This window comes from Nocardia sp. NPDC004340 (assembly GCF_053602575.1).
This window is the reverse complement of the sequence record NZ_JBSGDW010000003.1, coordinates 374,152-397,351: the sequence shown is the minus strand read 5'-3', so window position 1 is coordinate 397,351 and position 23,200 is coordinate 374,152. Positions and strand designations below refer to the sequence as shown.

The window sequence follows — 23,200 nt, the reverse complement described above, 5'->3', positions numbered from 1 at the left end:
GGGTCGCCCGGCGCCTGAGCGTGCCGGTCGGTACGTCCTGACCGTGCCGGTGACCGGGGGAGTCGGCGCCGCGGCCTAGGCTGGCGGCATGGTGACCGAAATCTGGCACAACCCGCAGTGCTCCAAGAGCCGCACGGCCAAAGCGGTGCTCGAGGAAACCGGCTCGGACTACGTCGAGCGCCGCTACCTCGACAATCCGCCCTCGGCCGACGAAATCCGCGCCGCGCTGACCAAACTCGGCCTCGAACCGTGGGACATCACCCGCACCGCCGAGGCCCAGGCCAAGGAACTCGGCGTCGCCTCCTGGGGGCGCACCCCCGCCGACCGCGACCGCTGGATCGAAGCCCTGGCCACCCACCCCCGCCTCATCCAGCGCCCCATCGTCTTCACCGCCGACGGCCGCGCCTTCGTCGCCCGCGACGACGAAACCCTCGACGAACTGCGCTGACGGCCCACCAGCCCGCACCGATCCGGAGCCCGTGATCGGCGCGCGCGGATTCGCATCGGGACAGCGAAACGCCCCGGCAAGGCAGCGGCCTTGCCGGGGCGTTTCGTATAGGGGTGACCGGTCAGTTCAGGACGAAGACAGGGAATCCCGGTGCGATATCGGCCAATTGGGCGTCGGTGGCGTCCTTGGTGACGCCCTCGAAGAAGCGGCCGACCTCCCAGCCCCAGCGGTCGAGGTAGGCGCGCAGGACGGGGATCTTGTCGGCGTCGGGGAGTTCGATGGCGGTGAAGGTCTCGGACTTGCGGCCCAGGCGCAGTTCGCCGGTCTTCGCGACGCGCAGGTTGCGGACCCACTGGGTGTGGCCGCGCGGGGCGACCAGGTAGCGGGTGCCGTCGACGGTCAGGAGATTGACCATGGTGGTGCGCCATTCGCCGGACTTGCGGCCGCGCACCGCCAGCAGCCGCGAGCCCGCGACGCTGATGCCGAGCTTGGGGAGCATGTTGAAGAAGCGGTTCATGTAGGGGTCGAGACCGGTCGGGCCGATGTAGCGGGTGGCGGCGGTGTGGGCGTCCATGGGATCTTCCTTCACTCTACGAGAGCGGTGCTCTCTGTTGTGATCAGTGTGCATGCACGCCTCACGGAATGTCAAGAGCGGTGCTCTCGAAATATTCTGGTGATCCGAAACGTGGCACACTATCGGGATGAGCGTCCCCCGAACCGCCCGCGCCCGGGCCAGAGCCGAGATCACCCGCGAGATCACCGACGCCGCGCGCCGGCAGCTCGCCGAATCCGGCGCCCCCGCGCTGTCGCTGCGGGCCATCGCCCGCGAACTGGGCATGGTGTCCTCGGCGCTGTACCGCTACTTCCCCAGCCGCGACGACCTGCTGACCACGCTCATCATCGAGGCGTACGACAGCATCGCGGACGCGGTCGAGAACGCGGTCGCGGCCGCGGACACGCCCCGAGCGCAATGGCGGGGGATCTCGCACGCGGTGCGCGACTGGGCCAAGGCCCACCCGCACGAATACGCCCTGGTCTACGGTTCGCCGGTGCCCGGATACCGGGCCCCGGAATCCACGGTCGGCCCTGCCTCCCGGGTGCCGGTGGCCGCGCTGGGCGTGGTCAACCGGGCGTGGAAGTCGGCCAGTCTCACGCTGCCCGAGGGTCCCGTCGATCCGGTGCTGGCCGCCCAGTCCGCAGGCATCGCCGAGCAGGTCGCGCCCGGCCTGCCCGAGGTCGCGGTCGTCCGCGCGGTCATGGCGTGGACGCAGCTCTACGGCACGGTCACCTTCGAACTGTTCGGCCAGCTCGACAACAGCATGGACCCGGCCGGACCGTTCTTCGCCTACTCCGTCGAGGCCATGGCCGACTTCATCGGCCTGACCCGCTAGCGAGTCGAACAGTGTTGCGCTACAACGTGAACGGCGGCGCGCCGATCCCGGCGATGCGCAGATTGCCCCACGGATCGCGCTCCTGGAGGACGCCGGGCGCCGGCGCCCGGCCCGGGACGGTCAGGAAGACCTGACCCCGCCCGGGTTCAGGGAGCGCCGCGCCGTCGTCGGCGGAAACCCGCCCGTACCAATGGAACTGGCCGTCGGTCGGATCCAGATGCCCGGTCAGCGCGACCCGCACCACGACCTCGATGCCCGGCGCGTCCAGGAGCGCCGGACCCGAATAGTCCGCCGCCGGTTCGGGTTCGGTGAAGTCGTCCGGCTCGGCCGCAGGCCGGGGATCGCGGCGGCCCCGCCGGGATCTCACAGCAGCCCCCGGCGCCGCCACACGCGCTTCCCGATCGGCCCCATCAGGCCCTGTTTGTCCAGGAACGCACCGAGATTCGCCGCACCCAGCCCGAGCGCGCGCCGCGAATGCGGGTTGGCGCGGGCCATCCGGCGCGCCGCCCGCCCGTCCTCGATGCCCGCGCGGGCGTACATGTGCCAGTTGGTCATCAGATGCACGAACAGGGGAGCGGCCACCGCGACGCACAGTCGCGTGTAATGCATTTCGGTCTTCGACATCCCCGGCGCCCGGTGTGCCAGGGCGTCGCGCGCGAACCCGATGTGCCGCGCCTCCTCGGTGACGTGGATGCGCATGGCCCGCGCCACCAGCGGCTGCAACTGCGGATCGTCGAGGGTGCGGCGCTGCAGCGCGTCGAAGATCTCCTCGCCGACCAGCGCCCCCACCCACACCATGGATCCGCGCAGCACCTGCTGCAATGCGCTGATGATCCAGCGCTCGAACCGGTTGGGCCAGTAGGGCCGCGCCTCGATGCGGTCGATGAGCTTGCCGAACATCATCATGTGCCGGCATTCGTCGCCCATCTCGGTGAGCGTGTAGTGCGCGTGCCGTGAGGTCGGGTCACCGGCCATGAGCTCGCGCAGCAGCAGGCGATTGAGCAGGTTCTCGAACCAGATGCCGACCGAGAGCACATTGGCGAGTTCCTGGCGGGAGAGTTCGCGGCGCTGCTCGGGGGTCATGGCGTCCCAGAGTGGGGTGCCGTAGAGGGAGACGACCTCGGGTGGCAGGAAGAGCTTGTCCGGATCCAGCGGGGCGTCCCAGTCCAGATCGACGACCGGGTCGTAGGACTTCTTCACCGATCCGGCCAGCAAACGCTGGGCGAAGGATTCGCGCCCGGAGGGGCCGCGCGCAGGCGTGGAGACCGCGTTGTCGCCCATGACAGCTCCCGACTATTACTGATACAGGCTGTTACACTCAGATTAGTGGTACAGGCTGTCACGGTCAATGCGGAGGTGGGTATCGTGAGGCGCGTGACCGGGACCCGACGCAGCAAACCCGCGCCGCCGGGCGCCGACGGCCGCAGTACGCGCTGGGATGATCACAAGGCCCGCCGCCGCGTCGAGATGCTCGACGCCGCGCTGGCCGTGATCGAGGAGCACGGCACCGAGATCTCCGTCCAGCAGATCGCCGACCGCCTGTCGGTCCCGCGCCCGGTCGTCTACCGGCACTTCGACGGCCGCACCGACCTCGACGAAGCCATCCGCCGCCACATCCTCGACGGCCTCACCGCCGAACTCATGCCGCGCCTGCACCCCGACGGCACCGTCCGCGACCTCGTGCGCGGAGCCGTCGGCACCTACGTCGGCTGGGTGGAACGCCATCCGCACCTGCACCGCTTCCTCACCGCCGCCGACCCGCACGGCGAATCCTCCACCGCGCTGGCCGGGGCCCGCGACCGCATCGGCGGGCGGCTCGCGGACCTGTTCGCCGACGCCCTGCACCGTTTCGGCATCGACCGGAACCGGGCCCGCCCCATGGCCTTCGGCACGGTCGGCTTCGTCGACGGCGTGGTCAACAGCTGGCGCGCGGCCCCCGGGCTGTCCTCGGAGCACATCGAGGGCATCCTCACCGAATCGGTGCTGTCGCTGCTCGAGGGCAATGCCCGTAGTCTGGACGTGCCGCTGACCCGCGACACCGTCGTCGCCGACCTGCTCTCGCGTACCGAGGCGGCGCGGGCGTGACGTCGATCGATCCGAGGACTCCGATGGCTGCACGCACTCTCGCCCGCCTGGCCGTGTTCACCGGAATCGCCGGGGCCGCACTGGCTCCGGCCGCGTCCGCCGGCGCCGACGCCGAACTTCCCGCCGGACTGCACTGCGACGTCCTGGACTGCCGCAACGACACCGACACCGAATACGTGGTCTCCGGCTACATGCAGTGCGAGTACCACGACTCGGACGGCGGCGGCTCCTCCGGCAGCGAGCAGTTCGTCGATTTCGTGCCGGCGCATTCGCTCTACCGGCTCTCCTCCTGCATCGACGGCCAGGCGCCCTACCTGCGCTCCATCGACGAGGTCGACTAGCCCCGCACCCCGCCGGTCAGGGCCAGATAACTGCGATTCCACAGCCACTCGACCGGCCCACGCTCGAAGCGCCGCAGCCAGAAGTGGGCGAAGGTCAGCATGAGCGCGCACACCAGCACGTAGATCCCCACCGTGAACGGCACCCGGGCGTTCGCCGACACCAGGCTCGCCAGGCCCAGACCCCAGCCGTAGCACAGGAATCCCGCCACCAGGTTCTGGAGGATGTAGCAGCTCAACGCCATTCGCCCGACCTCGCCGAAGCGGCGGCCCACCCAGCCCGGCCGGGGCCGATGCGCGTACACCTCGGCGACCAGGGCCAGCAGGCCCAGCGAGACCACCGGTGCGGTGCCGTAGCGGGCCAGCAGGATCAGATCGCCGCCGATCAGGCCCAGCGTCAGGTCGACGGGGGCGGCGATGCCGAACCCGATCAGCATGAGCCGCTTGCGGATTCGCGCGCCGCCCGGCTCGAAGATCCCGGCCCGGAACAGGCGCGCGCCCAGCAGGAACAGGGCGATGGACATCGGGAAGATGAGCAGCGGTTCGAGCCGGAACACCAGCAGGTGCTCCCACCGGAACGCCACCAGATCCCAGAACGAGCCATCCGCGTACGGATTCGGATCCAGCGCCTGGCGCGGGCCGGAATCATCGGGCGATCCGACCGCGATCGCCACCGCGAACAGCGACAACAGCGTGATGTGCACGCTCGCCTGCGCGATGAGCCAGCGCCGCTGCGCCTTCGGACCGGTGGCCAGGATGAATGCCACCACCAGGCCGGTGACCGCGTACCCCATCAGCACGTCGAACTCGGCGACCAGGAAGAAGTTCAGCATGCCGTCGAGGAACAGCAGCCCCGCCCGCACCGGATAGCTGCCCGGCCAGGTGCGCCCACTCCGCGCCGCCGATCGCTGCTGGATAGCCAGCCCGATGCCGAACATGATGGTCAGCAGCCCCAGGAACTTGCCCTGCGCGAGTTGTTGCAGGAATCGCTCGATCCACAGCCACGCCCCGTGCGGCTCGTCGCTGCGCGCGATGTAGCCGAGCAGCCCTTCGGCATTGGTGAAGATCCAGACATTGGTGCCCAGGGTGCCCAGGATCGCGATGCCGCGCAGCACGTCGAGGGCGGCCACCCGGCTCGAAACAGGTTGGGCGGGTGCGGGATCGGTGTCGTCGGCGACGGTGGTGACCGGGTGCGGCGGGCGGGGGAGGGGAGCCGATTCGACCATGCAGGTGATTGTGCCGTCGCGCCGGTCCCGGGCGGATCGCCCGCGAGGACGATCCGGCGTACGACTCGCGAATGAGAACGACCCGGACAGTCCGGCCGCGTCGGGGCCCGCCTTTCGCCTAGGCTCGAAGCCATGCAGCGCATCATCGGAATCGAGGTCGAGTACGGCATTTCGACGCCGACCGAGCCGTCAGCCAACCCGATTCTCACCTCCACCCAGGCGGTGCTGGCCTACGCCGCGGCCGAGGGCGTGCCGCGCGCCAAGCGCACACGCTGGGATTACGAGGTGGAATCGCCGCTGCGCGACGCGCGCGGTTTCGATCTCGGCAGGCTCAACGGGCCCGCGCCGGTGATCGACGCCGACGAGGTCGGGGCGGCCAATATGATCCTCACCAACGGGGCCCGCCTCTACGTCGACCACGCCCACCCGGAGTACTCCGCGCCCGAGGTCACCGACCCCCTCGACGCCGTGATCTGGGACAAGGCCGGTGAACGGGTCATGGAGGCCGCCGCCCGCTACGCCTCCAGCGTGCCGGGCGCGGCCCGCATGCAGCTGTACAAGAACAATGTGGACGGCAAGGGCGCCTCCTACGGCACCCACGAGAACTACCTGATGAGCCGGGAGACCCCGTTCAATCAGATCATCGTGGGCCTGACCCCGTTCTTCGCCTCCCGGCAGGTGGTGTGCGGTTCCGGGCGGGTGGGCATCGGCCAGTCCGGTGACACCCCCGGTTTCCAGTTGTCGCAGCGCGCGGACTACATCGAGGTCGAGGTCGGTCTCGAGACCACCCTCAAGCGCGGCATCATCAACACCCGCGACGAGCCGCACGCCGACGCCGACAAGTACCGCCGCCTGCACGTCATCATCGGCGACGCCAACCTGGCCGAATGGTCCACCTACCTCAAGGTGGGCACCGCCTCGCTGGTGCTGGACCTGATCGAGGCCGGCGAGGACTTCTCGGATCTGCAGCTGGCCCGCCCGGTCACCGCCGTGCACACCATCAGCCACGACCCGACTCTGCGTGCCACCGTAGCCCTTTCCGACGGCCGCGAGCTGACCGGCCTTGCGCTGCAACGCATCTACCTCGACCGGGTCGAGAAGTTCATGGACCGCACCGGAAACGACGACGCGCGGGTGCTGGACGTCATCGAGAAGTGGGCCCACGTGCTGGACCTGCTCGAGCGCGATCCGCTCGAATGCGCCGACCTGCTGGACTGGTGCGCCAAGCTGCGCCTGCTCGAGGGCATGCGCTCGCGCGAGGGCCTGTCCTGGGCCGCCCCCAAGCTGCACCTGGTCGACCTGCAGTACTCCGACGTGCGCCTGGACAAGGGCCTCTACAACCGCCTGGTGGCGCGCGGCTCCATGCAGCGGCTGGTCACCGAGCAGCAGGTCACCGACGCCATGACCAACCCGCCCACCGACACCCGCGCCTACTTCCGCGGCGAGTGCCTGCGCCGGTTCGGCGCGGATATCGCGGCGGCCAGCTGGGATTCGGTGATCTTCGACCTGGGCGGCGACTCGCTGGTGCGGATCCCCACCCTGGAACCGCGTCGCGGCACCAAGTCCCACGTCGGCAAACTCCTGGACGGCGTGCACACCGCCTCGGAACTGGTGCGCCAGCTGACCCACTAGGCCCACGTGAGAGGGGTACGGGAACTGAACCCCGTACCCCTTTTTCGTGTCCGCGACATGGCGGCGGAGAGATCGCGGGGACAGCACAATGACGTTTAATCCGGCATGTTGTCCCCGCTGGTGGGTACTGTTGACGGCACGAGCATCGGGTCTTCTCCGGTGCTCGCCGATGATCACAGAGGAGGTCGGCTGCTATGGCACAAGAGCAGACCAAGCGCGCCGGTGGCGGCGACGAGGACGAGGGCCCGGTCGGCGACGGTGGGGCGGGACAGGAGCGTCGCGAGAAGCTGGCGGAGGAAACCGACGACCTGCTCGACGAGATCGACGACGTGCTCGAGGAGAACGCGGAGGACTTCGTCCGCGCATATGTGCAGAAGGGCGGCCAGTGACCCAAGGTGACCCCCTGCGGCTCCAGTTGGGGTTCGCCCAATCCTCTTTCTCCGAGTACCTGCGTTTACACGCTCCGGAACTGTTGCCCGGCAACGGAATCGGATCCGGCGGCACGCACCCGAATCCGGGCGTGCCGTCGGATATCGCTCCGCACGGCACCACCATCGTCGCGGTCAGCTACCGCGGCGGTGTGCTGATCGCGGGCGACCGCCGCGCCACCCAGGGCAACCTGCTGGCCCAGCGTGACATCGAGAAGGTGTACATCACCGACACCTACTCCGCGGCCGGCATCGCCGGTACCGCGGGGATGGCGATCGAGATGATCCGCCTGTTCGCGGTGGAGCTCGAGTACTACGAGAAGATCGAGGGCGTTCCCCTCACCTTCGCCGGCAAGGCCAACAAGCTGTCGAAGATGGTGCGCGACAACCTCCCCGCCGCCCTGCAGGGGCTGGCGGTGGTCCCGCTGCTGGTCGGCTTCGACCCGGACGCGCAGGACCCGGACAAGTCCGGGCGGATCGTGTCCTACGACGTGGTCGGCGGGCGCAGCGAGGAGCGGTTCGGGTACACCGCGGTGGGGTCTGGTTCCCTGTTCGCCAAGTCATCGCTGAAGAAGACCTACGCGCGCGGCCTCGACCAGGACCGGGCGCTGCGGATCGCGATCGAATCGCTCTTCGACGCCGCCGACGACGACACCGCCACCGGCGGTCCGGACACCATGCGCAATATCTACCCGACGGCCATCGTCATCGACTCCGAGGGCACCGTGGAGGTCACCGACGAGCGCCTGAAGGAGATCACCCGGGCGATGGTGGAGGAGCGGGCCGCGCTGGCGGCAGAGGGGATCGGCGAAGCATGACACTGCCGTATTACGCGTCGGCCGAACAGATCATGCGCGACAAGACCGAGCTCGCGCGCAAGGGCATCGCGCGCGGCCGCTCGGTCATCGTGCTGGTCTACGACAAGGGCGTGGTGTTCGTGGCCGAGAACCCCTCGGCCACCCTCCACAAGATCAGTGAGCTCTACGACCGGGTCGGTTTCGCCGCGGTCGGCAAGTACAACGAGTTCGAGGCGCTGCGCCGCGGGGGCATCCTGCAGGCCGACCTGCGCGGTTACCAGTTCGATCGCCGCGACGTGACCGGGCGGTTCCTGGCCAACCTGTACGCCCAGAGCCTGGGCACCATCTTCACCGACCAGCTCAAGCCCTACGAGGTGGAGATCTGCGTCGCCGAAGTGGGCTTCCCCGAGCAGGACACGAACTCGGTGCTGTATCGGATCAACTTCGACGGATCCATCGTCGACGAACGGGAATTCGTGGTGATGGGCGGCAACACCGACCCCATCACCACCGCCCTCAAGGCTTCCTACAAGCCGGGCATGGACCTGCATTCGGCCATCACCACGGCGGTGGCCGCGCTGCAGAAGGCCGTGCCCGAGGGCGACAAGGACAAGCAGCGCACCGTGGGCGTCTCCTCCCTGGAGGTGGCAACCCTCGAGCAGTCCCGGCCGCGGCGGGCGTTCCGCCGGGTCCAGGGCTCCGCGCTGTCGGAGCTGATCACCGGCAAGGCGCCGAACGCGAAGGCGGCCGCCGAAGCCGACAAGCCGTCGGGCGGGGACCCGTCCTAAGGCCCCGGCGACGCCCGCAAATCCCGCTATTCGGGATAAGGCTCCTTTGCACTCTCAATAGCAGAGTGCAAAGGAGCCTTGCTTTTTCGCAGGGTAGAGCGCGTGCCGCGTTGCACCCCGTGCTAAATCGTTGTGAATACGTTTGCATCAGTGCTCCGACAAGGCCGTTACCGGGCACTATTCCGCTGTAATGTCGATAGGGTGCAGCGACGAATCATGGGGATCGAGACCGAATTCGGGGTGACGTGCACGTTCCACGGTCACCGTCGGTTGAGTCCTGACGAGGTGGCCCGGTACTTGTTCCGCCGGGTAGTTTCCTGGGGCCGTAGCTCGAACGTGTTCCTTCGTAATGGTGCCCGGCTCTACCTCGATGTCGGTTCCCATCCGGAGTACGCCACGGCCGAATGTGACAGCCTGGTGCAGTTGGTCACTCATGACCGCGCCGGCGAGCGGGTCCTGGAGGATCTGCTCATAGACGCCGAGCAGCGGCTCGCGGAGGAGGGTATCGGCGGCGATATCTACCTGTTCAAGAACAACACCGACTCCGCGGGCAACTCCTACGGCTGCCACGAGAACTTCCTCGTGGTCCGGGCCGGGGAGTTCTCGAGGATCTCCGACGTGCTGTTGCCGTTCCTGGTTACCCGGCAGTTGATCTGCGGGGCCGGGAAGGTGCTCCAGACGCCGAAGGCGGCGACGTTCTGCCTGTCGCAGCGGGCCGAGCACATCTGGGAGGGGGTGTCGTCGGCGACCACGCGGTCGCGGCCGATCATCAACACCCGCGACGAGCCGCACGCCGACGCCGAGAAGTACCGCCGCCTGCACGTGATCGTGGGCGACTCGAACATGGCCGAACCGACGACCATGCTGAAGGTCGGCACGGCGTCGCTGGTGCTGGAGATGATCGAGGCGGGCGTCGCGTTCCGAGACTTCGCTCTGGACAACCCGATTCGCGCCATTCGCGAGGTGTCGCACGATCTCACCGGTCGTCGGCCCGTGCGGCTGGCGGGCGGGCGGCAGGCGTCGGCGCTCGAGATCCAGCGCGAGTACTACGCCCGGGCCGTCGAGCACCTGCGCAACCGTGACCGCGATCCGCAGGTCGACGCGGTGGTGGATCTGTGGGGCCGCACCCTCGACGCGGTCGAGGCGCAGGACTTCGCCAAGGTCGACACCGAGATCGACTGGGTGATCAAGCGCAAGCTGTTCCAGCGCTACCAGGACCGCTACAACATGGAGCTGTCCGATCCCAAGATCGCCCAGCTGGATCTGGCCTACCACGACATCAAGCGCGGCCGCGGGGTCTTCGACCTGCTCGCCCGCAAGGGTCTGGCCAAGCGGATCACCGAGGACGACGCGGTCGACGCGGCGGTCACCACGCCGCCGCAGACCACCCGGGCCAAGCTGCGCGGCGATTTCATCACCGCCGCGCAGGAGGCGGGCCGCGACTTCACCGTCGACTGGGTCCACCTCAAGCTCAATGACCAGGCACAACGGACGGTGCTCTGCAAGGACCCGTTCCGCTCGGTCGACGAGCGCGTGGACCGGCTCATCGCCTCGATGTAAGGACCGGGAACGGGCCGCGAACCGAGGGTTCGCGGCCCGTTCCGCGTCCGGACCCGGCAGGATCGGGGTCGATAGGGGAAAAACGCGACCGCCCATGCGTCACCTCGGCGACACTCCCATTACTCTCTACGGGGTGGCGATATCCAAGGTCGAGCGGTTGATGAATCTGGTTATCGCGCTGCTGTCCACCCGGCAGTTCCTGACCGCGGAGCGGATCCGGGAGTCGGTCGCCGGGTACGAGGAGTCCGCGAGCGACGAGGCCTTCAGCCGGATGTTCGAGCGCGACAAGAACGAGCTGCGCGATCTGGGCATACCCCTCGAGATCGGACCGGTGAGCCGGTTGTCGAGTGTCGAGGGCTACCGCATCAACCGGGATGCCTATGAGCTCCCGGACATCGATCTGACCAGCGAGGAAGCGGCCGCGGTCGCGGTGGCCGTGCAGTTGTGGGAGTCGCCGGAGCTGGCGGCGGCCGCCGAGGGCGGTCTGCTCAAGCTGCGCGCGGCCGGTATTCACGTGGAGCCCGACGCCGGGGTGTCGGCGGTGCCCGCGGTGCCGGCCCGGACGCGCGGCTCGGAGCCGGTGCTCGGCAAGCTGCTCGCCGCGATCGATGCCGGACGGTCGGTGCGGTTCAAACACCGGCAGTCGCACGGGGATCCGGTCGAACGCGATGTCCAGCCCTGGGGTGTGGTGACCCACCACGGCCGCTGGTACCTGGTCGCGCATGACAATGTGCGCGCCGCGCAGCGGGTGTTCCGCATCTCCCGCATCGACGAGGACGTCACCGAGTACGGACCGGCCAATGCCGTGCACAAGCCCGAGGACCTGGACCTGCGTACCGCCGAGGTCACCGCGCAGTCGCCGATCACCGGATCGGCCACGGTGTGGGTGGCCCAGGGCCGTGGCCAGGAGATCCGCCGCCTCGGACCGGTCATGGAGGACCGGGTGCTGGGCGGGCGGCCCGGCTCGATCGTGGAGGTGCCGATCCGGTCGCGGGACTGGCTGGCTCGGCTCATCACCGGACTCGGCGCGGACGCGCTGGTGCTCGCGCCGGAGGACCTGCGCGACAACGTGATCGCGCGCCTGAAGTCGGTGCTGGAGCGGACGGAGGTGACGGCGTGAGTGCGGACGCGTCGCGGAAACGCCGGGGAGACAGCGTGATCGACACTGCCCGCAAGGGTGACGGCGCTCGGGCGTCGGAGGGGGCCAAGGACCGGCGGGGGAGCGCGGCGGCGAGCAGCCGCCTGTCGACCCGGCTGGCCCGGCTGCTCAATATGATTCCGTACTTCCAGGCCAACCCGGGCATCGGTGCGGCGGAGGCGGCGGCCGAACTCGGCGTCACCACCAAGCAGTTGATGACCGATCTGAACCAGCTGTGGATGTGCGGTCTGCCCGGTTACGGCCCCGGTGACCTGATCGACCTGTCGTTCTCCGAGGAGAGCATCGAGGTCACCTTCAGCGCGGGCATCGACCGTCCGCTGCGGCTGACCTCGCTGGAGGCGACCGCGCTGCTGGTGGCGCTGCGCTCGATCGCGGATCTGCCCGGCATGGTGGATCCGAGCGCCGCGCACGCGGCCACCGCGAAGATCGAATCGGCCATCTCCGGACGGGAATTCGCGGGCCCGGAGCTACCCGCGCCGGTGGAAGCGCCCGCCGTGGCGACCGTCCGGTCCGCCGTCGAGCACGACCACGCGCTGCGCCTGGTCTACTACTCGGCCAGCCGCGATGTGGTGTCCGAGCGCGTCGTGGATCCGATCCGAATCGTGCTGGTGGACAACAACAGTTACCTGCAGGCGTGGTGCCGGCAAGCCGAGGGCGTGCGCCTGTTCCGCCTCGACCGGATCGAGGAGGCCACCGAGCTCGACGAGCCCGCGCGCCCGCCGGCCGAGGCCGCCCTCGACGAGTCCGCGGCGCTGGACCTGTTCGTCGACGATCCCGCGGTTCCGCTGGCGCGCTTGCTGATTCGCCCCGACTACGCGTGGGTGCTCGAGCAGTACCCGATGCACAAGGTCACCACCCACCCCGACGGCAGCCTCGAGGCCACCATGCGCTTCGCCACCCTGGACTGGATGGCGCGGCTGCTGCTCGGCTTCGGCGCGGGCGTCACCGTCCTCGGCCCCGCCGAACTGGTGACCGCGGTGCGCGAGCGGTCCAGTTCGGCGCTGGCCGCCTACGCCGGACTCGACGACACCGGGCTCGGGAATCGCGCCGGGCTCGAGGAGGTCGGTCCCGCTTGAGTTTCCGGGTGACGGTGCTCGGCGCGGGCAGCATCGGGTGTTATGTGGGTGGGCGGCTGGCCGCGGCGGGCGCCGAGGTGACCTTCGTGGGCCGCCCGCGCGTCCTCGACGAGCTGAACACGCACGGCCTGCGGCTCACCGACCTCGACGGCAAGAACGTCACCGTCGAACCGACCGCGTTCCGGACGGCCACCGAGCCCACCGACGAGGCCGATCTGGTGCTGATCACCGTCAAGTCCGCGGGCACCGCCACCGCCGCCGCCGAACTGGCCGGGGTGCTCGCGCCCGGCACCGTCGTGCTCAGCCTGCAGAACGGCATCGGCAACGACGCGGTCATCCGCGAGATCCTGCCCACCTGTGTGGTGCTGCCCGGCATGGTGATGTTCAACGTGGTCCACCGTGGCGAGGGCCGCTTCCACCGCGGCACCGCGGGCACCGTCGACATCGCCGACGATCCGGTGCTGACCCGGTTCACCGGCGTCTTCGCCCGCTCGGGTCTGGGCTTCAAACGCCACGCCGACCTGCTGTCCATCCAATGGGCCAAGCTGCTGCTCAACCTGAACAACCCGATCAACGCGCTGTCGGGTCGTCCGCTGCGCGAGGAGCTCGGGTCCCGCGACTACCGGCGCTGCCTGGCCCTGGCCCAGCGCGAGGCGCTGGCCGCCATGGCCGCCGCCCGGATCCGCCCGGCCCGGCTCACCCCGCTGCCGCCGGAGCTGATGGCGCGGCTGCTGACCGCCCCCGACGGCGTCTTCCGCCGGGTTGCCGGACGTGTGCTGGCCATCGATCCGGTGGCCCGCTCGTCCATGGCCGACGACCTGGCCGCCGGGCGCGCCACCGAAATCCCTTGGCTGTGCGGAGAAATCGTCAGCCTCGGTGCCATGGTAGGAATACCCACACCGGTGAACCAGAAGCTGATAGAACTCGTGACAGCCGCGGAGAACGGCGACCGGCGCACCTGGTCGGGAGCCGAATTGCTGGCACAACTCGAGGGCGCCGCGGGTGACGACGCGGCGAACGAGGGTTGACAACGAGGTTCGCGGTATGCGGGTCCGGTAGCATCGGACTCACCAAGTCTTTGGAGGTAATGGAATGACAGGCGCCATCAGCCCGTGGCACTTGCTGATCGTTGTGCTGATCTTCTTGCTGTTCTTCGGCTCGAAGCGCATGCCGGACGCGGCCCGCAGCCTGGGTCGCTCGATGCGCATCTTCAAGACCGAGGTCAGCCAGATGCAGAACGAGGGCAAGACGGGCGAGGCCGCTCCCGAGGCCCAGGCCCAGCCGGTGCAGCCGCCGGCGCAGCTGCCGCCCGCCCAGCCGGTGCAGCAGCCCGCGGCACAGCCGAACGACCAGCAGAAGGCCTGAATCGGCCACCATCCGGGATGAGCGCGGGCTCATCCCGGATGTGGTGTTGTCCGGGTCCGGGGGCGCACCCGCGCCCACGTCTTCTGTGGCCGTAAGGCGGAGGCAGTCACACTCACATGCGTATTCGCATCCCGTTCGATCCCCGGCGCAGCAAGCGCCGCACGAACCCCGACGGCACCATGTCCCTGGTGGAGCACCTCTCGGAGCTCCGCAAACGCCTGCTCATCGCACTGGCGTGGGTCGCCATCGGCACCCTGTTCGGGTTCTTCTGGTACTCGCACACCCTGTTCGGGATCGAGAGCCTCGGTGAGATCCTGCGCGGCCCCTACTGTGCGCTCCCGGCCTCCTCGCGGGCCAATCTCAGCTCCGACGGCGCCTGCCGACTGCTGGCGACCGCGCCGTTCGAGCAGTTCACGCTGCGCTTGAAGGTCGGCACCACCGCCGGCGTGGTGGTGGCCAGCCCGTTCTGGCTGTACCAGCTGTGGGCGTTCATCACCCCGGGCCTGTACGCCAAGGAACGCAAGTACGCGATCGCGTTCGTGGCGGCCGGCGCGTCGCTGTTCATCGCGGGCGCGGTGCTGGCCTACTGGGTGGTCGCGCACGCGCTCAGCTTCCTGATGACCATCGGCAACAATGTCCAGATCACGGCGTTGTCGGGTTCGCAGTACTTCAGCTTCATCATCAAGCTGCTGGTGATCTTCGGCGTCAGCTTCGAAACGCCTTTGCTCATCGTGGGTTTGAACTTCCTCGGGGTGCTCACCTACGAGCGGCTCACCAAGTGGCGGCGCGGGCTGATCTTCGGATTGTTCGTGTTCGCGGCCATCGTGACCCCGCAGGACCCGATCTCCATGCTGGCGCTGGCGTTCGCGCTGACCGTGCTGTTCGAGATCGCGGTGCAGGTCGCGCGGATCAACGACAAGCGCAAGGCCCGCAATGCGCAGGCCTGGGACAAGCTGGCCGACGACGAGGCCTCCCCGCTCGACACCGCGCCCGGCGGCGTGGACGCGGCGGCCCCGGTGCCGGGGGCCGAGCCGGTCAGCGCCACACCGGTGGAGAAAACCACGGGAGTCGTGTCGGATTACTCCGATACCCTCTGACGCGTGACCGAGGGATGTAGCGCGCGTCGATCTCGTGACATGCAAGCGCGCTATCATGTCACTCATGGGGAATCGGGGAGTCAAGCGGGCGTACAGATATCGCTTCTATCCGACCTCGGAACAAGCCGAGCAGTTGTCGAGAACGTTCGGTTGCGTCCGCTACGTGTACAACCGGGCGTTGGCGGAACGCTCTCGCGCGTGGACGCTGGAGCAGCGGCGTGTGTCGTACGCGGAGTCGGACAAGATGCTCACCGGGTGGAAGCGCGACCCCGGAACAGAGTGGCTGGTGGAGCCTTCCAAGGGTCCGTTGCAGGCGGCACTGCGGAATCTTCAGGGTGCGTTCGACAAGTTCTGGCGCAAGCAATCCGGCTACCCGAAGTTCAAGAAGAAGGGGAGGTCTACGGACTCGGCCACCTACTTCTCGAACTGCTTCAGCTATCGCGACGGCCGGATCAAGCTGGCGAAACAGTCGGAGCCGCTGAACATCCGCTGGTCTCGCCCCTTGCCCGAGGGTGCGGCGCCGTCACAGGTGACGGTGAGTCGCGACGGTGCGGGTCGCTACCATATCTCGATCCTGGTGGAGGACTTGGTCCGCGAGCACACGCCGACGGATGTGACAGTCGGAATCGATGCGGGCATTTCGTCGCTGTACACGTTCTCGACGGGGGAGAAGGTATCCAATCCTCGACACGAGAAGCGGGACCGTGCTCGGTTGGCGAAGGCGCAGCGGGTGCTGGCGAAGAAGCAGCCGGGCTCCAACAATCGCGCGAAGGCGCGATCGAACGTCGCTCGCATCCATGCTCGGATCGCGGACCGGCGGCGGGATCATCTGCACAAACTTTCGACTCGTGTGGTGCGCGAAAACCAAGTGATCGCCATCGAGGATCTGAGTGTGCGGAACCTGGTTCGGAATCGTTCACTGGCGCGAGCGATCTCGGACGCGTCATGGTCCCAGTTCCGGTCGATGGTGGAGTACAAGGCGGACTGGTACGGCCGCACCGTTGTGGCGATCGACCGGTTCTATCCGTCGAGCAAAACCTGCTCGGCGTGTGGCCGTATCGTCGATCGCTTGCCACTCGGTGTTCGCGAATGGAGATGCCCGTGCGGTGCGGTCCACGACCGGGATGTAAATGCCGCCAAGAACATACAGGCCGCCGGGCTGGCGGTCTTGGCCTGCGGAGATGGTGTGAGACCGCCCCGCAGCTGATGCGGGAAGGCAACCGTCGATGAAACAGGAAAGCACCCCCGCGAGGGCGGAAGTCCCGGTCTTCGAGGGCCGGGGGGAAGTCAAATCAAGGTCGCTCACTGGCGAACTGGCGGCATTCACCGCCGAACTGAAATTCGAGCTCGATCCGTTCCAGCGGCAGTCGTGCGCGGCGCTCGAGGGCGGGCACAGTGTGCTCGTCTGCGCGCCCACCGGCGCCGGCAAGACGGTGGTCGGCGAGTTCGCGGTACACCTGGCCCTGGCCTCGGGCGGCAAATGCTTCTACACGACGCCCATCAAGGCGCTGTCGAACCAGAAGTTCGCCGACCTCACCGCCCGCTACGGGCGCGACGAGGTCGGTTTGCTGACCGGTGACCAGTCCATCAATCCGGACGCCTCGGTGGTGGTGATGACCACCGAGGTGCTGCGCAACATGCTCTACGCGGGATCGGATGCGCTGCGCGGGCTTTCCTACGTCGTCATGGACGAGGTGCACTACCTGGCCGACCGCTTCCGCGGCGCGGTGTGGGAAGAGGTCATCCTGCACCTGCCACCCGAGGTGCGCCTGGTCAGCCTGTCCGCCACGGTCTCCAACGCCGAGGAGTTCGGCGCCTGGATGGAGACCGTGCGCGGCGACACCGCGGTCATCGTCGACGAGACCCGGCCGGTGCCGCTGTGGCAGCACGTCATGGTCGGCAAGCGCATGTTCGACCTGTTCGACCCCAAGTCCAGCGACGCCAAGGTGGTCGTGGACCAGGATCTGCAGCGCTACATCAAGCACCGCGAAGCCGTTGACCGGATGGACAATTGGGGTGTGCCCGGGCGCGGTCGCGGCGGGCCGCGGCGCTCGTTTCGGCCCATGCCGCGCCCCGAGGTGATCGCCCGGCTCGACGACGAGGGGCTGCTGCCCGCCATCACCTTCATCTTCAGCCGCGCGGGATGCGATGGGGCACTGGCCCAGTGCGTGCGCTCGCGCCTGGACCTCTCCCGCGAGGACGATCGCGCGGTGGTCGACGAGATCATCGAGAAGCACACCGGGGACCTGCCCAAGAGCGACCTCGAGGTGCTCGGCTACTGGGAGTGGCGCGAGGCGCTGCACCGCGGCTTCGCCGCGCATCACGCGGGCATGCTGCCCGCCTTCCGGCACACCGTCGAGGACCTGTTCGTGCGCGGACTGGTGCGCGCGGTGTTCGCCACGGAGACACTGGCACTGGGCATCAATATGCCCGCGCGCACGGTGGTGCTGGAACGCCTGGTCAAGTTCAACGGCGAGAGCCACGCCGAACTGACGCCGGGGGAGTACACGCAGCTCACCGGGCGCGCCGGGCGGCGCGGCATCGACGTCGAGGGTCACGCGGTGGTGCTGTGGCAGCCCGAGGTCGACACCAGCGCGGTCGCGGGTCTGGCCTCGACGCGCACCTATCCGCTGCGGTCGTCGTTCCGGCCGGGCTACAACATGTCGATCAATCTGGTCGATCGTATGGGCGCGGTGGAATCACGTGCGCTGCTGGAGCGTTCCTTCGCTCAGTTCCAGGCGGACCGGTCGGTCGTCGGCCTGGTGCGGGGCATCGAACGCAACGAGGCGCAGCTGCGCAAGCTGCGCTCGCAGCTCGGGGACGAGAGCTTCTTCGAATACATCCAGCTGCGCGAACGCGTCCGGGACCGGGAACGGAACCTGGAACGTCAGGGCCGCACCGACCGGCGGCAGGCCGCGGTGTCGTCGCTGACCGCGCTGCGGCGCGGCGACGTGGTGGCGATTCCGTCGGGCCGCCGGCAGGGGCTGGCGGTGATCCTGGAACCCGATGCGACACCGGGTGATCCGCGTCCGCTGGTGCTCACCGAGGACAAGTGGGCCGGTCGCGTCTCGGCCGCCGACTTCCCGACCCCGGCCGAATCGCTGGGCCGGCTGCGGCTGCCCAAGCACGTGGACCACCGCACCGCGCGGGTCCGCCGCGACCTGGCCTCGGCGCTGCGCAGCACCGGCATCACCATGCCGCGCCGCCCCCGCACCGCCGGCAAGTCCAAGGCCGCCGACGACCGCGACCTGCAGACCCTGCGGCGAGCGCTGCGCAACCATCCGGCACACTCGCGGCCGGATCGAGAGCAGTTGGCGCGCATCGGGGAACGCTACAACCGCCTCGAACGCGAGACCGAGCACCTGCGCCAGCAGGTGGCGGCCACCACCAACTCCCTCGCGCGCACCTTCGACCGCATCCTCGGGCTGCTCGAGGAACGCGGCTACGTCGAGAACGGCGAGGTCACCCAGGACGGGCGGCGGCTGGCCCGGATCTACGCCGAGGCGGATCTGGTTGTCGCGGAAAGCCTTCGGCAGGGGCTGTGGCGCGGGCTCGGCCCGGCCGAGCTGGCCGCCGTGGTGTCGATCCTGGTGTACGAGTCCCGGCAGGAGGGCGGCTACCTGGGGGCGTCCGGGCCCACCGCGCCCATCCGGCGGGCCGTGGACGCCACCATCGGGGTGTGGTCGCAGCTGCGCTCCGACGAGTCCCGGCACCGGCTGCAGCCCACCCGGGAACCCGACCTCGGTTTCGTCACGGGCGTCTACACCTGGGCGCGCGGCGACGACCTCGCCGACGCCCTGCTCGCCAGCGGGGATCGCGGAAACGCGCTCTCCGCGGGCGATTTCGTGCGCTGGTGCCGCCAGGTCATCGACCTGCTCGACCAGATTCACAGCACCGCCGACGACGTCGAGGTGGCGGCGACGGCCAGCAAGGCGGTGCGCGCCATCCGCCGGGGTGTCGTAGCCGTGGACGCGGCGTAGTAGATACGACTGTGCTTTGATTCTTGGATGTACCGACCGCAGCGGGAGCATGCGCGTGTTCCCGCTCGGGGGGCTAGCGTGAGTACAACGGATTGCTATTGGAGGCAAGCAGATGAGCGGCCCGTACGGACCGAATGACGCCCCGGCGGGGGGCAACAACGATCCGACCCTGCAGTGGAGCGGACAGCAGCCCGCGCCCGGCGCCGGACCGACTCAGCAGTGGGGCGGTCAGCAGCCGGCCCAGCCGACCGCGCAGTGGGGCGATCCGTCTCAGCAGCAGCCCGGCCAGCAGCCGTGGGGCCAGTCCCAGCCGCAGCAGCCCGCCCAGCCCTGGGGGCAGTCGCAGCCGCAGCAGCCGGCCCAGCAGTGGGGGCAGAGCCAGCCGCAGTGGCAGCAGCCGCAGGGTGATCAGCAGTGGGGGCAGTCGCAGCCCCAGTGGCCGCAGCAGGGTCAGCCCGGCCAGCAGGACTGGAACCAGCAGGCCGGGCAGCAGTGGCCGCAGCCCGGTCAGCAGGCGCCCGCGGGCAAGAAGAAGACCGGTGTGATCATCGGCGTGGTGGCCGCGGTCGTCGTGGTGCTGGCCGCGGTCGGCGGCGGTCTGGCCTGGCTGCTGAGCAAGGACCAGCTCGACAACAGCGCCGTGCAGTCCGGGGTGCAGAAGGTCCTCAAGGACACCTACGGCATCGACGACGTGCAGGACGTGAAGTGCCCGTCGGGGCAGAAGGTCGAGGTCGACAAGACCTTCGACTGCACGCTCAAGGTGGGTGGCGAGAGCAAGAAGGTCACCATCAAGATCACCAAGGACGACGGCACCTACGAGGTCGGCCGCCCGAACTGATTTTCGGGGCAAAGTCGTTGGGCCCGGGCGCGATTGGGATCGCGGCCGGGCCTATTTGTTTGCCAGGGGTTGTCTGATCGCGCTCGGCGGGTAATGTGGGCCGAAATTCTTTCGGTTGATCGTGATCGGGGGGCGTTATGAACTCGACTTTTCGAACCATCGGCTGGACCGCCACCGCGGCTGTCGTCGCGAGTGTGGGCCTGGCATCCACGCCGTTCGCGGGGGCGGACGGACCCGCCCCGGTCGTGAACGACTGCATCACCAACCACACCGTGGAGAAACCCGGCGGTATGCTGCTCGCCTGCGGTGACGGCGGGCTCAGCGTCCGCGACATCACCTGGAGCAGTTGGGGTCCCGACATCGCCGAGGGCGACGGCACCGAATACCGGCGGGTGTGCGAGCCCAGCTGCGCGGCCGGGCACACCGCCAGCGGCGCCACCCACGTGACGCTGCGCAAGGTGCAGGACGGCTACTTCACCGAAGCCGCCATCACCGATCTCGACGGCAAGCCCGAAACCTGGCCGGTAGGACCGATTCGCCGCTGATCGCGGTCGGCTCGACCACGGCCGCCGATCGCACACCAGGGTGGCTCGCTACCGCTGTGTGACAGCGAACGAGTTCGGTCAGGAGGCGGAGCGCTTGGCCATGGCGGTGAGCAGTCGTTTGACCGGGCTCTCGGCGTTGTAGGCGGTGGCCAGCGCGGCCAGTCGCTCCGGATCGGCCGGGGTGAGCGGCAACAGGTCGGGGCCGGAGTATTCGACGGTGGCGTCGCGGACGACCCGGACCACCGGGGCCGCGGCCTTCAGATAGTCATCGGCGGCAACGAGTTTCGCGCGCACACCCTTCGCGAGATCGGAGTCCGGGTCGGCGGCCGCCTCCCGCAGCGCCTCCACCGAGCCGAACCTGGTGATCAGCTGGGCGGCGGACTTGTCGCCGATTCCCGCCACACCCGGCAGGCCGTCGGAGGCGTCGCCGCGCAGCGTCGCCATATCGGCGTACGCGGGACCCGCGATGTCCTCGGGCACACCGTATTTGGCCGACACCTCGGCCGGACCCCACAGCTCGGCCTTCGCCAGGCCGCGCCCGACGTAGAACACGCGCACCGGCGGCGTCGGCGTATCGCGGACCAGTTGCAGCAGATCGCGATCGCCGCTGACGACGATCACCTCGTCGATGCCCTCCCGCGTGGCCAGCGTCCCGATGACGTCGTCGGCTTCGAGACCCTCAGCGCCCGCGGTCGCGATCCCCGCGGCCTCGAGCAGCTCCATGATCATGTCGACCTGCGGTGTCAGGGTGTCGGGGACTTCCTCCGCGATCACGCCCGCGACCGGCTCGCCCGCGTCCTCGGCCACCCGGTGCGCCTTGTACGACGGCAGCAGGTCCACCCGGAACCGCGGCCGCCAATCCAGATCCAGGCACACCACCAGCCGGCTCGGGGCGTGCTGCTTGACCAGCGCGGCGATCATGTCGGTGAACCCGCGCAGCGCGTTCACCGGCCGCCCATCGGGCGCGGTGATCTTCTCCGGGATCGCGTAGAACGCCCGGAACCACAGACTGGCCCCATCGAGCAGCAACAGCGGACCGGCGGCAGGGTTGCTCATAGCGCACGACCCTACCGTTCGCCGCCGACAACGCGGGGACAGCGCCGCGGGGAGTCGGCGGGCTCGCGGGCTGGTTGCGGCGCATGGGCCGCGGGCGGGCCGAACGGTACGACGCGGCGCACACGTGGGGCATTCGCGGGTCGAAAGCTGCTCGGCGGCAGGGCGGTCGGGTGCTGCGGCGGTGGTGGCACCCGGTGGTGGGGGTGCGAAGTTCGGTGGTGGCTGGAGGGTGGCGGGGCGGGGGAGTAGCGTCGGATGGCATGAGCTCTCATGACGAGTCACGGTTCGCGGCGGAGGTCTATGGGGCGCGGTTGGAGCGCGCCGCGCGGTTGGCCAGGGATGCGCATCTGGACGCGCTGCTCATCACCCCCGGGCCTGACCTGCGGTTTCTCATGGGGTCGCGGGCGCAGTCGTTCGAGCGGCTGACGTGCCTGGTGATCCCGGCCAGCGGGGAGACGCCCTCGGTGGTGATCCCGAAGCTGGAGCTGGCCTCGCTGAAGGGGTCGGCGGCCGGGGAGCTGGGGTTGCAGATCGTGGACTGGGTCGACGGGGTCGATCCGTACCGCATCGTCAAGAACGTGCTCAATGCCGGTGCGCGCGTGGCGGTCACCGATGTGATGCCCGCCCTGCACCTGCTGCCCATCGCCGATCAGTTTGGCTCGCTACCGGTTTCGGCCACCCCGCTGCTGCGTGAACTGCGAATGCGCAAGGACCCCAGCGAGACCGAGGCCCTGCGGCGCGCGGGCGCGGCCATCGACCGGGTGCACGCCCGCATGGGTGAGTTCCTGCGCCCCGGCCGCACCGAGGCCGAGGTGGGCGCGGACATCGCCGCCGCCATCGTCGAGGAGGGCCACACCGAGGCCGACTTCGTCATCGTCGGCAGCGGCCCGCACGGCGCGGACCCGCACCACATGGTGTCCGACCGCGTGATCGAGCCCGGTGACGTGGTGGTCATCGATATCGGCGGACCGGTCGAACCCGGCTACTTCTCCGACTCCACCCGCACCTACGTGCTGGGTGAGCCGAGCGAGGAGGTGGCGGCCCAGTTCGCGGAACTGGAACGCGCCCAGGCCGCCGCGGTGGCGGCCGTCCGCCCGGGCGTCACCGCCGAATCCATCGACGCCGCCGCCCGCGACGTGCTGGCCGCGGCCGAGCTCGCCGACTACTTCGTGCACCGCACCGGCCACGGCATCGGCCTGTCGGTGCACGAGGAGCCCTACATCGTGGCGGGCAACGACCTGGTCCTGCAGGAGGGCATGGCGTTCAGCATCGAGCCGGGCATCTACTTCCCCGGCCAGTGGGGCGCCCGCATCGAGGACATCGTCATCGTCACCGCCGACGGCTGCGAGTCGATGAACAAGCGTCCCCACGGGCTGACCCGGCTATGACCG

Annotated in this window: 24 protein-coding genes; 19 read left to right on the top strand and 5 right to left on the bottom strand. The window is 69.1% G+C overall.

The features are described from left to right. The first annotated feature begins 88 nt into the window (after positions 1-88). Complete coding sequence (locus tag ACWEOI_RS13915) at positions 89-448, top strand: arsenate reductase family protein (protein WP_452359818.1); 360 nt, start codon at positions 89-91, stop codon at positions 446-448. Between the two features lie 121 nt (positions 449-569). On the opposite strand, the gene ACWEOI_RS13910 is transcribed toward ACWEOI_RS13915, so the two are convergent. Further along, the gene (locus tag ACWEOI_RS13910) at positions 570-1,022 is read right to left on the bottom strand and encodes a nitroreductase/quinone reductase family protein (RefSeq protein ID WP_452359817.1); all 453 of its coding nucleotides are present in this window, start codon (positions 1,020-1,022) and stop codon (positions 570-572) included. Positions 1,023-1,149: 127 nt separating this feature from the next. Between ACWEOI_RS13910 and ACWEOI_RS13905 the strand changes: the two genes are divergently transcribed. Continuing rightward, on the top strand, positions 1,150-1,839 hold the full coding sequence (locus tag ACWEOI_RS13905; protein WP_433666060.1) for a WHG domain-containing protein: 690 nt from the start codon (positions 1,150-1,152) through the stop codon (positions 1,837-1,839). A gap of 19 nt (positions 1,840-1,858) precedes the next feature. Here the strand turns inward: ACWEOI_RS13905 and ACWEOI_RS13900 are convergent, their stop codons facing one another. Then, positions 1,859-2,206 (bottom strand): DUF4873 domain-containing protein, encoded by a 348-nt coding sequence (locus ACWEOI_RS13900; protein ID WP_452359816.1) that lies wholly within the window; start codon positions 2,204-2,206, stop codon positions 1,859-1,861. Next, complete coding sequence (locus tag ACWEOI_RS13895) at positions 2,203-3,120, bottom strand: AurF N-oxygenase family protein (RefSeq protein ID WP_452359815.1); 918 nt, start codon at positions 3,118-3,120, stop codon at positions 2,203-2,205. Before ACWEOI_RS13895 ends, ACWEOI_RS13900 begins: the two co-directional genes overlap by 4 nt. A 93-nt stretch (positions 3,121-3,213) precedes the next feature. On the opposite strand from ACWEOI_RS13895, the gene ACWEOI_RS13890 reads away from it, so the two are divergent. Continuing rightward, positions 3,214-3,924, top strand: a complete 711-nt coding sequence (locus ACWEOI_RS13890; protein WP_433666057.1) for a TetR family transcriptional regulator — start codon at positions 3,214-3,216, stop codon at positions 3,922-3,924. A gap of 23 nt (positions 3,925-3,947) precedes the next feature. Continuing rightward, on the top strand, positions 3,948-4,265 hold the full coding sequence (locus ACWEOI_RS13885) for a hypothetical protein (RefSeq protein WP_379107098.1): 318 nt from the start codon (positions 3,948-3,950) through the stop codon (positions 4,263-4,265). On the opposite strand, the gene ACWEOI_RS13880 is transcribed toward ACWEOI_RS13885, so the two are convergent. After that, the gene (locus tag ACWEOI_RS13880) at positions 4,262-5,488 is read right to left on the bottom strand and encodes a DUF418 domain-containing protein (protein ID WP_433666056.1); all 1,227 of its coding nucleotides are present in this window, start codon (positions 5,486-5,488) and stop codon (positions 4,262-4,264) included. The two genes, ACWEOI_RS13885 and ACWEOI_RS13880, sit on opposite strands and share 4 nt — an antisense overlap. Positions 5,489-5,620: 132 nt before the next feature. Between ACWEOI_RS13880 and dop the strand changes: the two genes are divergently transcribed. The 14 genes from dop to ACWEOI_RS13810 all read left to right on the top strand — a co-directional run bounded on the left by dop (position 5,621) and on the right by ACWEOI_RS13810 (position 20,753). Then, positions 5,621-7,120: a depupylase/deamidase Dop gene (dop, locus tag ACWEOI_RS13875; RefSeq protein WP_433666055.1), complete on the top strand. Its 1,500-nt coding sequence runs from the start codon at positions 5,621-5,623 to the stop codon at positions 7,118-7,120. 194 nt (positions 7,121-7,314) lie between these two features. Beyond that, positions 7,315-7,509, top strand: coding sequence for a ubiquitin-like protein Pup (locus ACWEOI_RS13870; protein ID WP_033089305.1), 195 nt, complete (start codon positions 7,315-7,317; stop codon positions 7,507-7,509). Beyond that, positions 7,506-8,366, top strand: coding sequence for a proteasome subunit beta (gene prcB / locus ACWEOI_RS13865; protein ID WP_357085445.1), 861 nt, complete (start codon positions 7,506-7,508; stop codon positions 8,364-8,366). Before ACWEOI_RS13870 ends, prcB begins: the two co-directional genes overlap by 4 nt. Beyond that, entirely contained in the window at positions 8,363-9,133 is a 771-nt protein-coding gene (prcA, locus tag ACWEOI_RS13860) for a proteasome subunit alpha (RefSeq protein WP_433666054.1), read from the top strand. The genes prcB and prcA overlap by 4 nt, the downstream gene beginning before the upstream one ends. 201 nt (positions 9,134-9,334) lie before the next feature. Then, the gene (pafA, locus tag ACWEOI_RS13855) at positions 9,335-10,693 is read left to right on the top strand and encodes a Pup--protein ligase (RefSeq protein WP_357085449.1); all 1,359 of its coding nucleotides are present in this window, start codon (positions 9,335-9,337) and stop codon (positions 10,691-10,693) included. 133 nt (positions 10,694-10,826) lie between these two features. After that, a complete protein-coding gene (locus ACWEOI_RS13850; protein WP_452359814.1) occupies positions 10,827-11,813 on the top strand; it encodes a helix-turn-helix transcriptional regulator in 987 nt (328 codons plus the stop codon). Positions 11,814-11,935: 122 nt separating this feature from the next. After that, on the top strand, positions 11,936-12,928 hold the full coding sequence (locus tag ACWEOI_RS13845) for a WYL domain-containing protein (protein WP_433673376.1): 993 nt from the start codon (positions 11,936-11,938) through the stop codon (positions 12,926-12,928). Beyond that, the gene (locus tag ACWEOI_RS13840; RefSeq protein WP_433666052.1) at positions 12,925-13,956 is read left to right on the top strand and encodes a 2-dehydropantoate 2-reductase; all 1,032 of its coding nucleotides are present in this window, start codon (positions 12,925-12,927) and stop codon (positions 13,954-13,956) included. The genes ACWEOI_RS13845 and ACWEOI_RS13840 overlap by 4 nt, the downstream gene beginning before the upstream one ends. Before the next feature lie 64 nt (positions 13,957-14,020). After that, complete coding sequence (tatA, locus tag ACWEOI_RS13835; RefSeq protein ID WP_357085454.1) at positions 14,021-14,293, top strand: Sec-independent protein translocase subunit TatA; 273 nt, start codon at positions 14,021-14,023, stop codon at positions 14,291-14,293. Between the two features lie 122 nt (positions 14,294-14,415). Then, positions 14,416-15,390 (top strand): twin-arginine translocase subunit TatC, encoded by a 975-nt coding sequence (gene tatC, locus ACWEOI_RS13830; RefSeq protein WP_452360141.1) that lies wholly within the window; start codon positions 14,416-14,418, stop codon positions 15,388-15,390. A 64-nt stretch (positions 15,391-15,454) separates the two neighbouring features. Continuing rightward, entirely contained in the window at positions 15,455-16,597 is a 1,143-nt protein-coding gene (locus ACWEOI_RS13825) for an RNA-guided endonuclease TnpB family protein (RefSeq protein WP_433666051.1), read from the top strand. A 19-nt stretch (positions 16,598-16,616) separates the two neighbouring features. Then, positions 16,617-19,370 (top strand): DEAD/DEAH box helicase, encoded by a 2,754-nt coding sequence (locus ACWEOI_RS13820; RefSeq protein ID WP_433666050.1) that lies wholly within the window; start codon positions 16,617-16,619, stop codon positions 19,368-19,370. A gap of 112 nt (positions 19,371-19,482) precedes the next feature. After that, complete coding sequence (locus ACWEOI_RS13815) at positions 19,483-20,208, top strand: DUF4333 domain-containing protein (RefSeq protein WP_433666049.1); 726 nt, start codon at positions 19,483-19,485, stop codon at positions 20,206-20,208. A 137-nt stretch (positions 20,209-20,345) separates the two neighbouring features. Next, a complete protein-coding gene (locus tag ACWEOI_RS13810; protein WP_452359813.1) occupies positions 20,346-20,753 on the top strand; it encodes a hypothetical protein in 408 nt (135 codons plus the stop codon). Between the two features lie 78 nt (positions 20,754-20,831). On the opposite strand, the gene ACWEOI_RS13805 is transcribed toward ACWEOI_RS13810, so the two are convergent. Next, the gene (locus ACWEOI_RS13805; protein WP_452359812.1) at positions 20,832-21,809 is read right to left on the bottom strand and encodes a 5'-3' exonuclease; all 978 of its coding nucleotides are present in this window, start codon (positions 21,807-21,809) and stop codon (positions 20,832-20,834) included. A gap of 260 nt (positions 21,810-22,069) precedes the next feature. Between ACWEOI_RS13805 and ACWEOI_RS13800 the strand changes: the two genes are divergently transcribed. Then, a complete protein-coding gene (locus ACWEOI_RS13800; RefSeq protein ID WP_452359811.1) occupies positions 22,070-23,197 on the top strand; it encodes a M24 family metallopeptidase in 1,128 nt (375 codons plus the stop codon). Positions 23,198-23,200 lie beyond the last annotated feature (3 nt).

What these genes read in the sequence shown, in the direction of transcription:
- ACWEOI_RS13825 (WP_433666051.1), top strand. Translation starts at nt 15,455, where the DNA reads ATGGGGAATCGGGGAGTCAAGCGGGCGTACAGATATCGCTTCTATCCG.
- ACWEOI_RS13905 (WP_433666060.1), top strand. Translation starts at nt 1,150, where the DNA reads ATGAGCGTCCCCCGAACCGCCCGCGCCCGGGCCAGAGCCGAGATCACC.
- ACWEOI_RS13800 (WP_452359811.1), top strand. Translation starts at nt 22,070, where the DNA reads ATGAGCTCTCATGACGAGTCACGGTTCGCGGCGGAGGTCTATGGGGCG.
- dop (WP_433666055.1), top strand. Translation starts at nt 5,621, where the DNA reads ATGCAGCGCATCATCGGAATCGAGGTCGAGTACGGCATTTCGACGCCG.
- ACWEOI_RS13880 (WP_433666056.1), bottom strand. Translation starts at nt 5,488, where the DNA reads ATGGTCGAATCGGCTCCCCTCCCCCGCCCGCCGCACCCGGTCACCACC.
- prcA (WP_433666054.1), top strand. Translation starts at nt 8,363, where the DNA reads ATGACACTGCCGTATTACGCGTCGGCCGAACAGATCATGCGCGACAAG.
- ACWEOI_RS13815 (WP_433666049.1), top strand. Translation starts at nt 19,483, where the DNA reads ATGAGCGGCCCGTACGGACCGAATGACGCCCCGGCGGGGGGCAACAAC.
- ACWEOI_RS13810 (WP_452359813.1), top strand. Translation starts at nt 20,346, where the DNA reads ATGAACTCGACTTTTCGAACCATCGGCTGGACCGCCACCGCGGCTGTC.
- ACWEOI_RS13885 (WP_379107098.1), top strand. Translation starts at nt 3,948, where the DNA reads ATGGCTGCACGCACTCTCGCCCGCCTGGCCGTGTTCACCGGAATCGCC.
- ACWEOI_RS13915 (WP_452359818.1), top strand. Translation starts at nt 89, where the DNA reads ATGGTGACCGAAATCTGGCACAACCCGCAGTGCTCCAAGAGCCGCACG.
- ACWEOI_RS13895 (WP_452359815.1), bottom strand. Translation starts at nt 3,120, where the DNA reads ATGGGCGACAACGCGGTCTCCACGCCTGCGCGCGGCCCCTCCGGGCGC.
- tatA (WP_357085454.1), top strand. Translation starts at nt 14,021, where the DNA reads ATGACAGGCGCCATCAGCCCGTGGCACTTGCTGATCGTTGTGCTGATC.
- ACWEOI_RS13805 (WP_452359812.1), bottom strand. Translation starts at nt 21,809, where the DNA reads ATGAGCAACCCTGCCGCCGGTCCGCTGTTGCTGCTCGATGGGGCCAGT.
- ACWEOI_RS13910 (WP_452359817.1), bottom strand. Translation starts at nt 1,022, where the DNA reads ATGGACGCCCACACCGCCGCCACCCGCTACATCGGCCCGACCGGTCTC.
- ACWEOI_RS13820 (WP_433666050.1), top strand. Translation starts at nt 16,617, where the DNA reads ATGAAACAGGAAAGCACCCCCGCGAGGGCGGAAGTCCCGGTCTTCGAG.
- ACWEOI_RS13870 (WP_033089305.1), top strand. Translation starts at nt 7,315, where the DNA reads ATGGCACAAGAGCAGACCAAGCGCGCCGGTGGCGGCGACGAGGACGAG.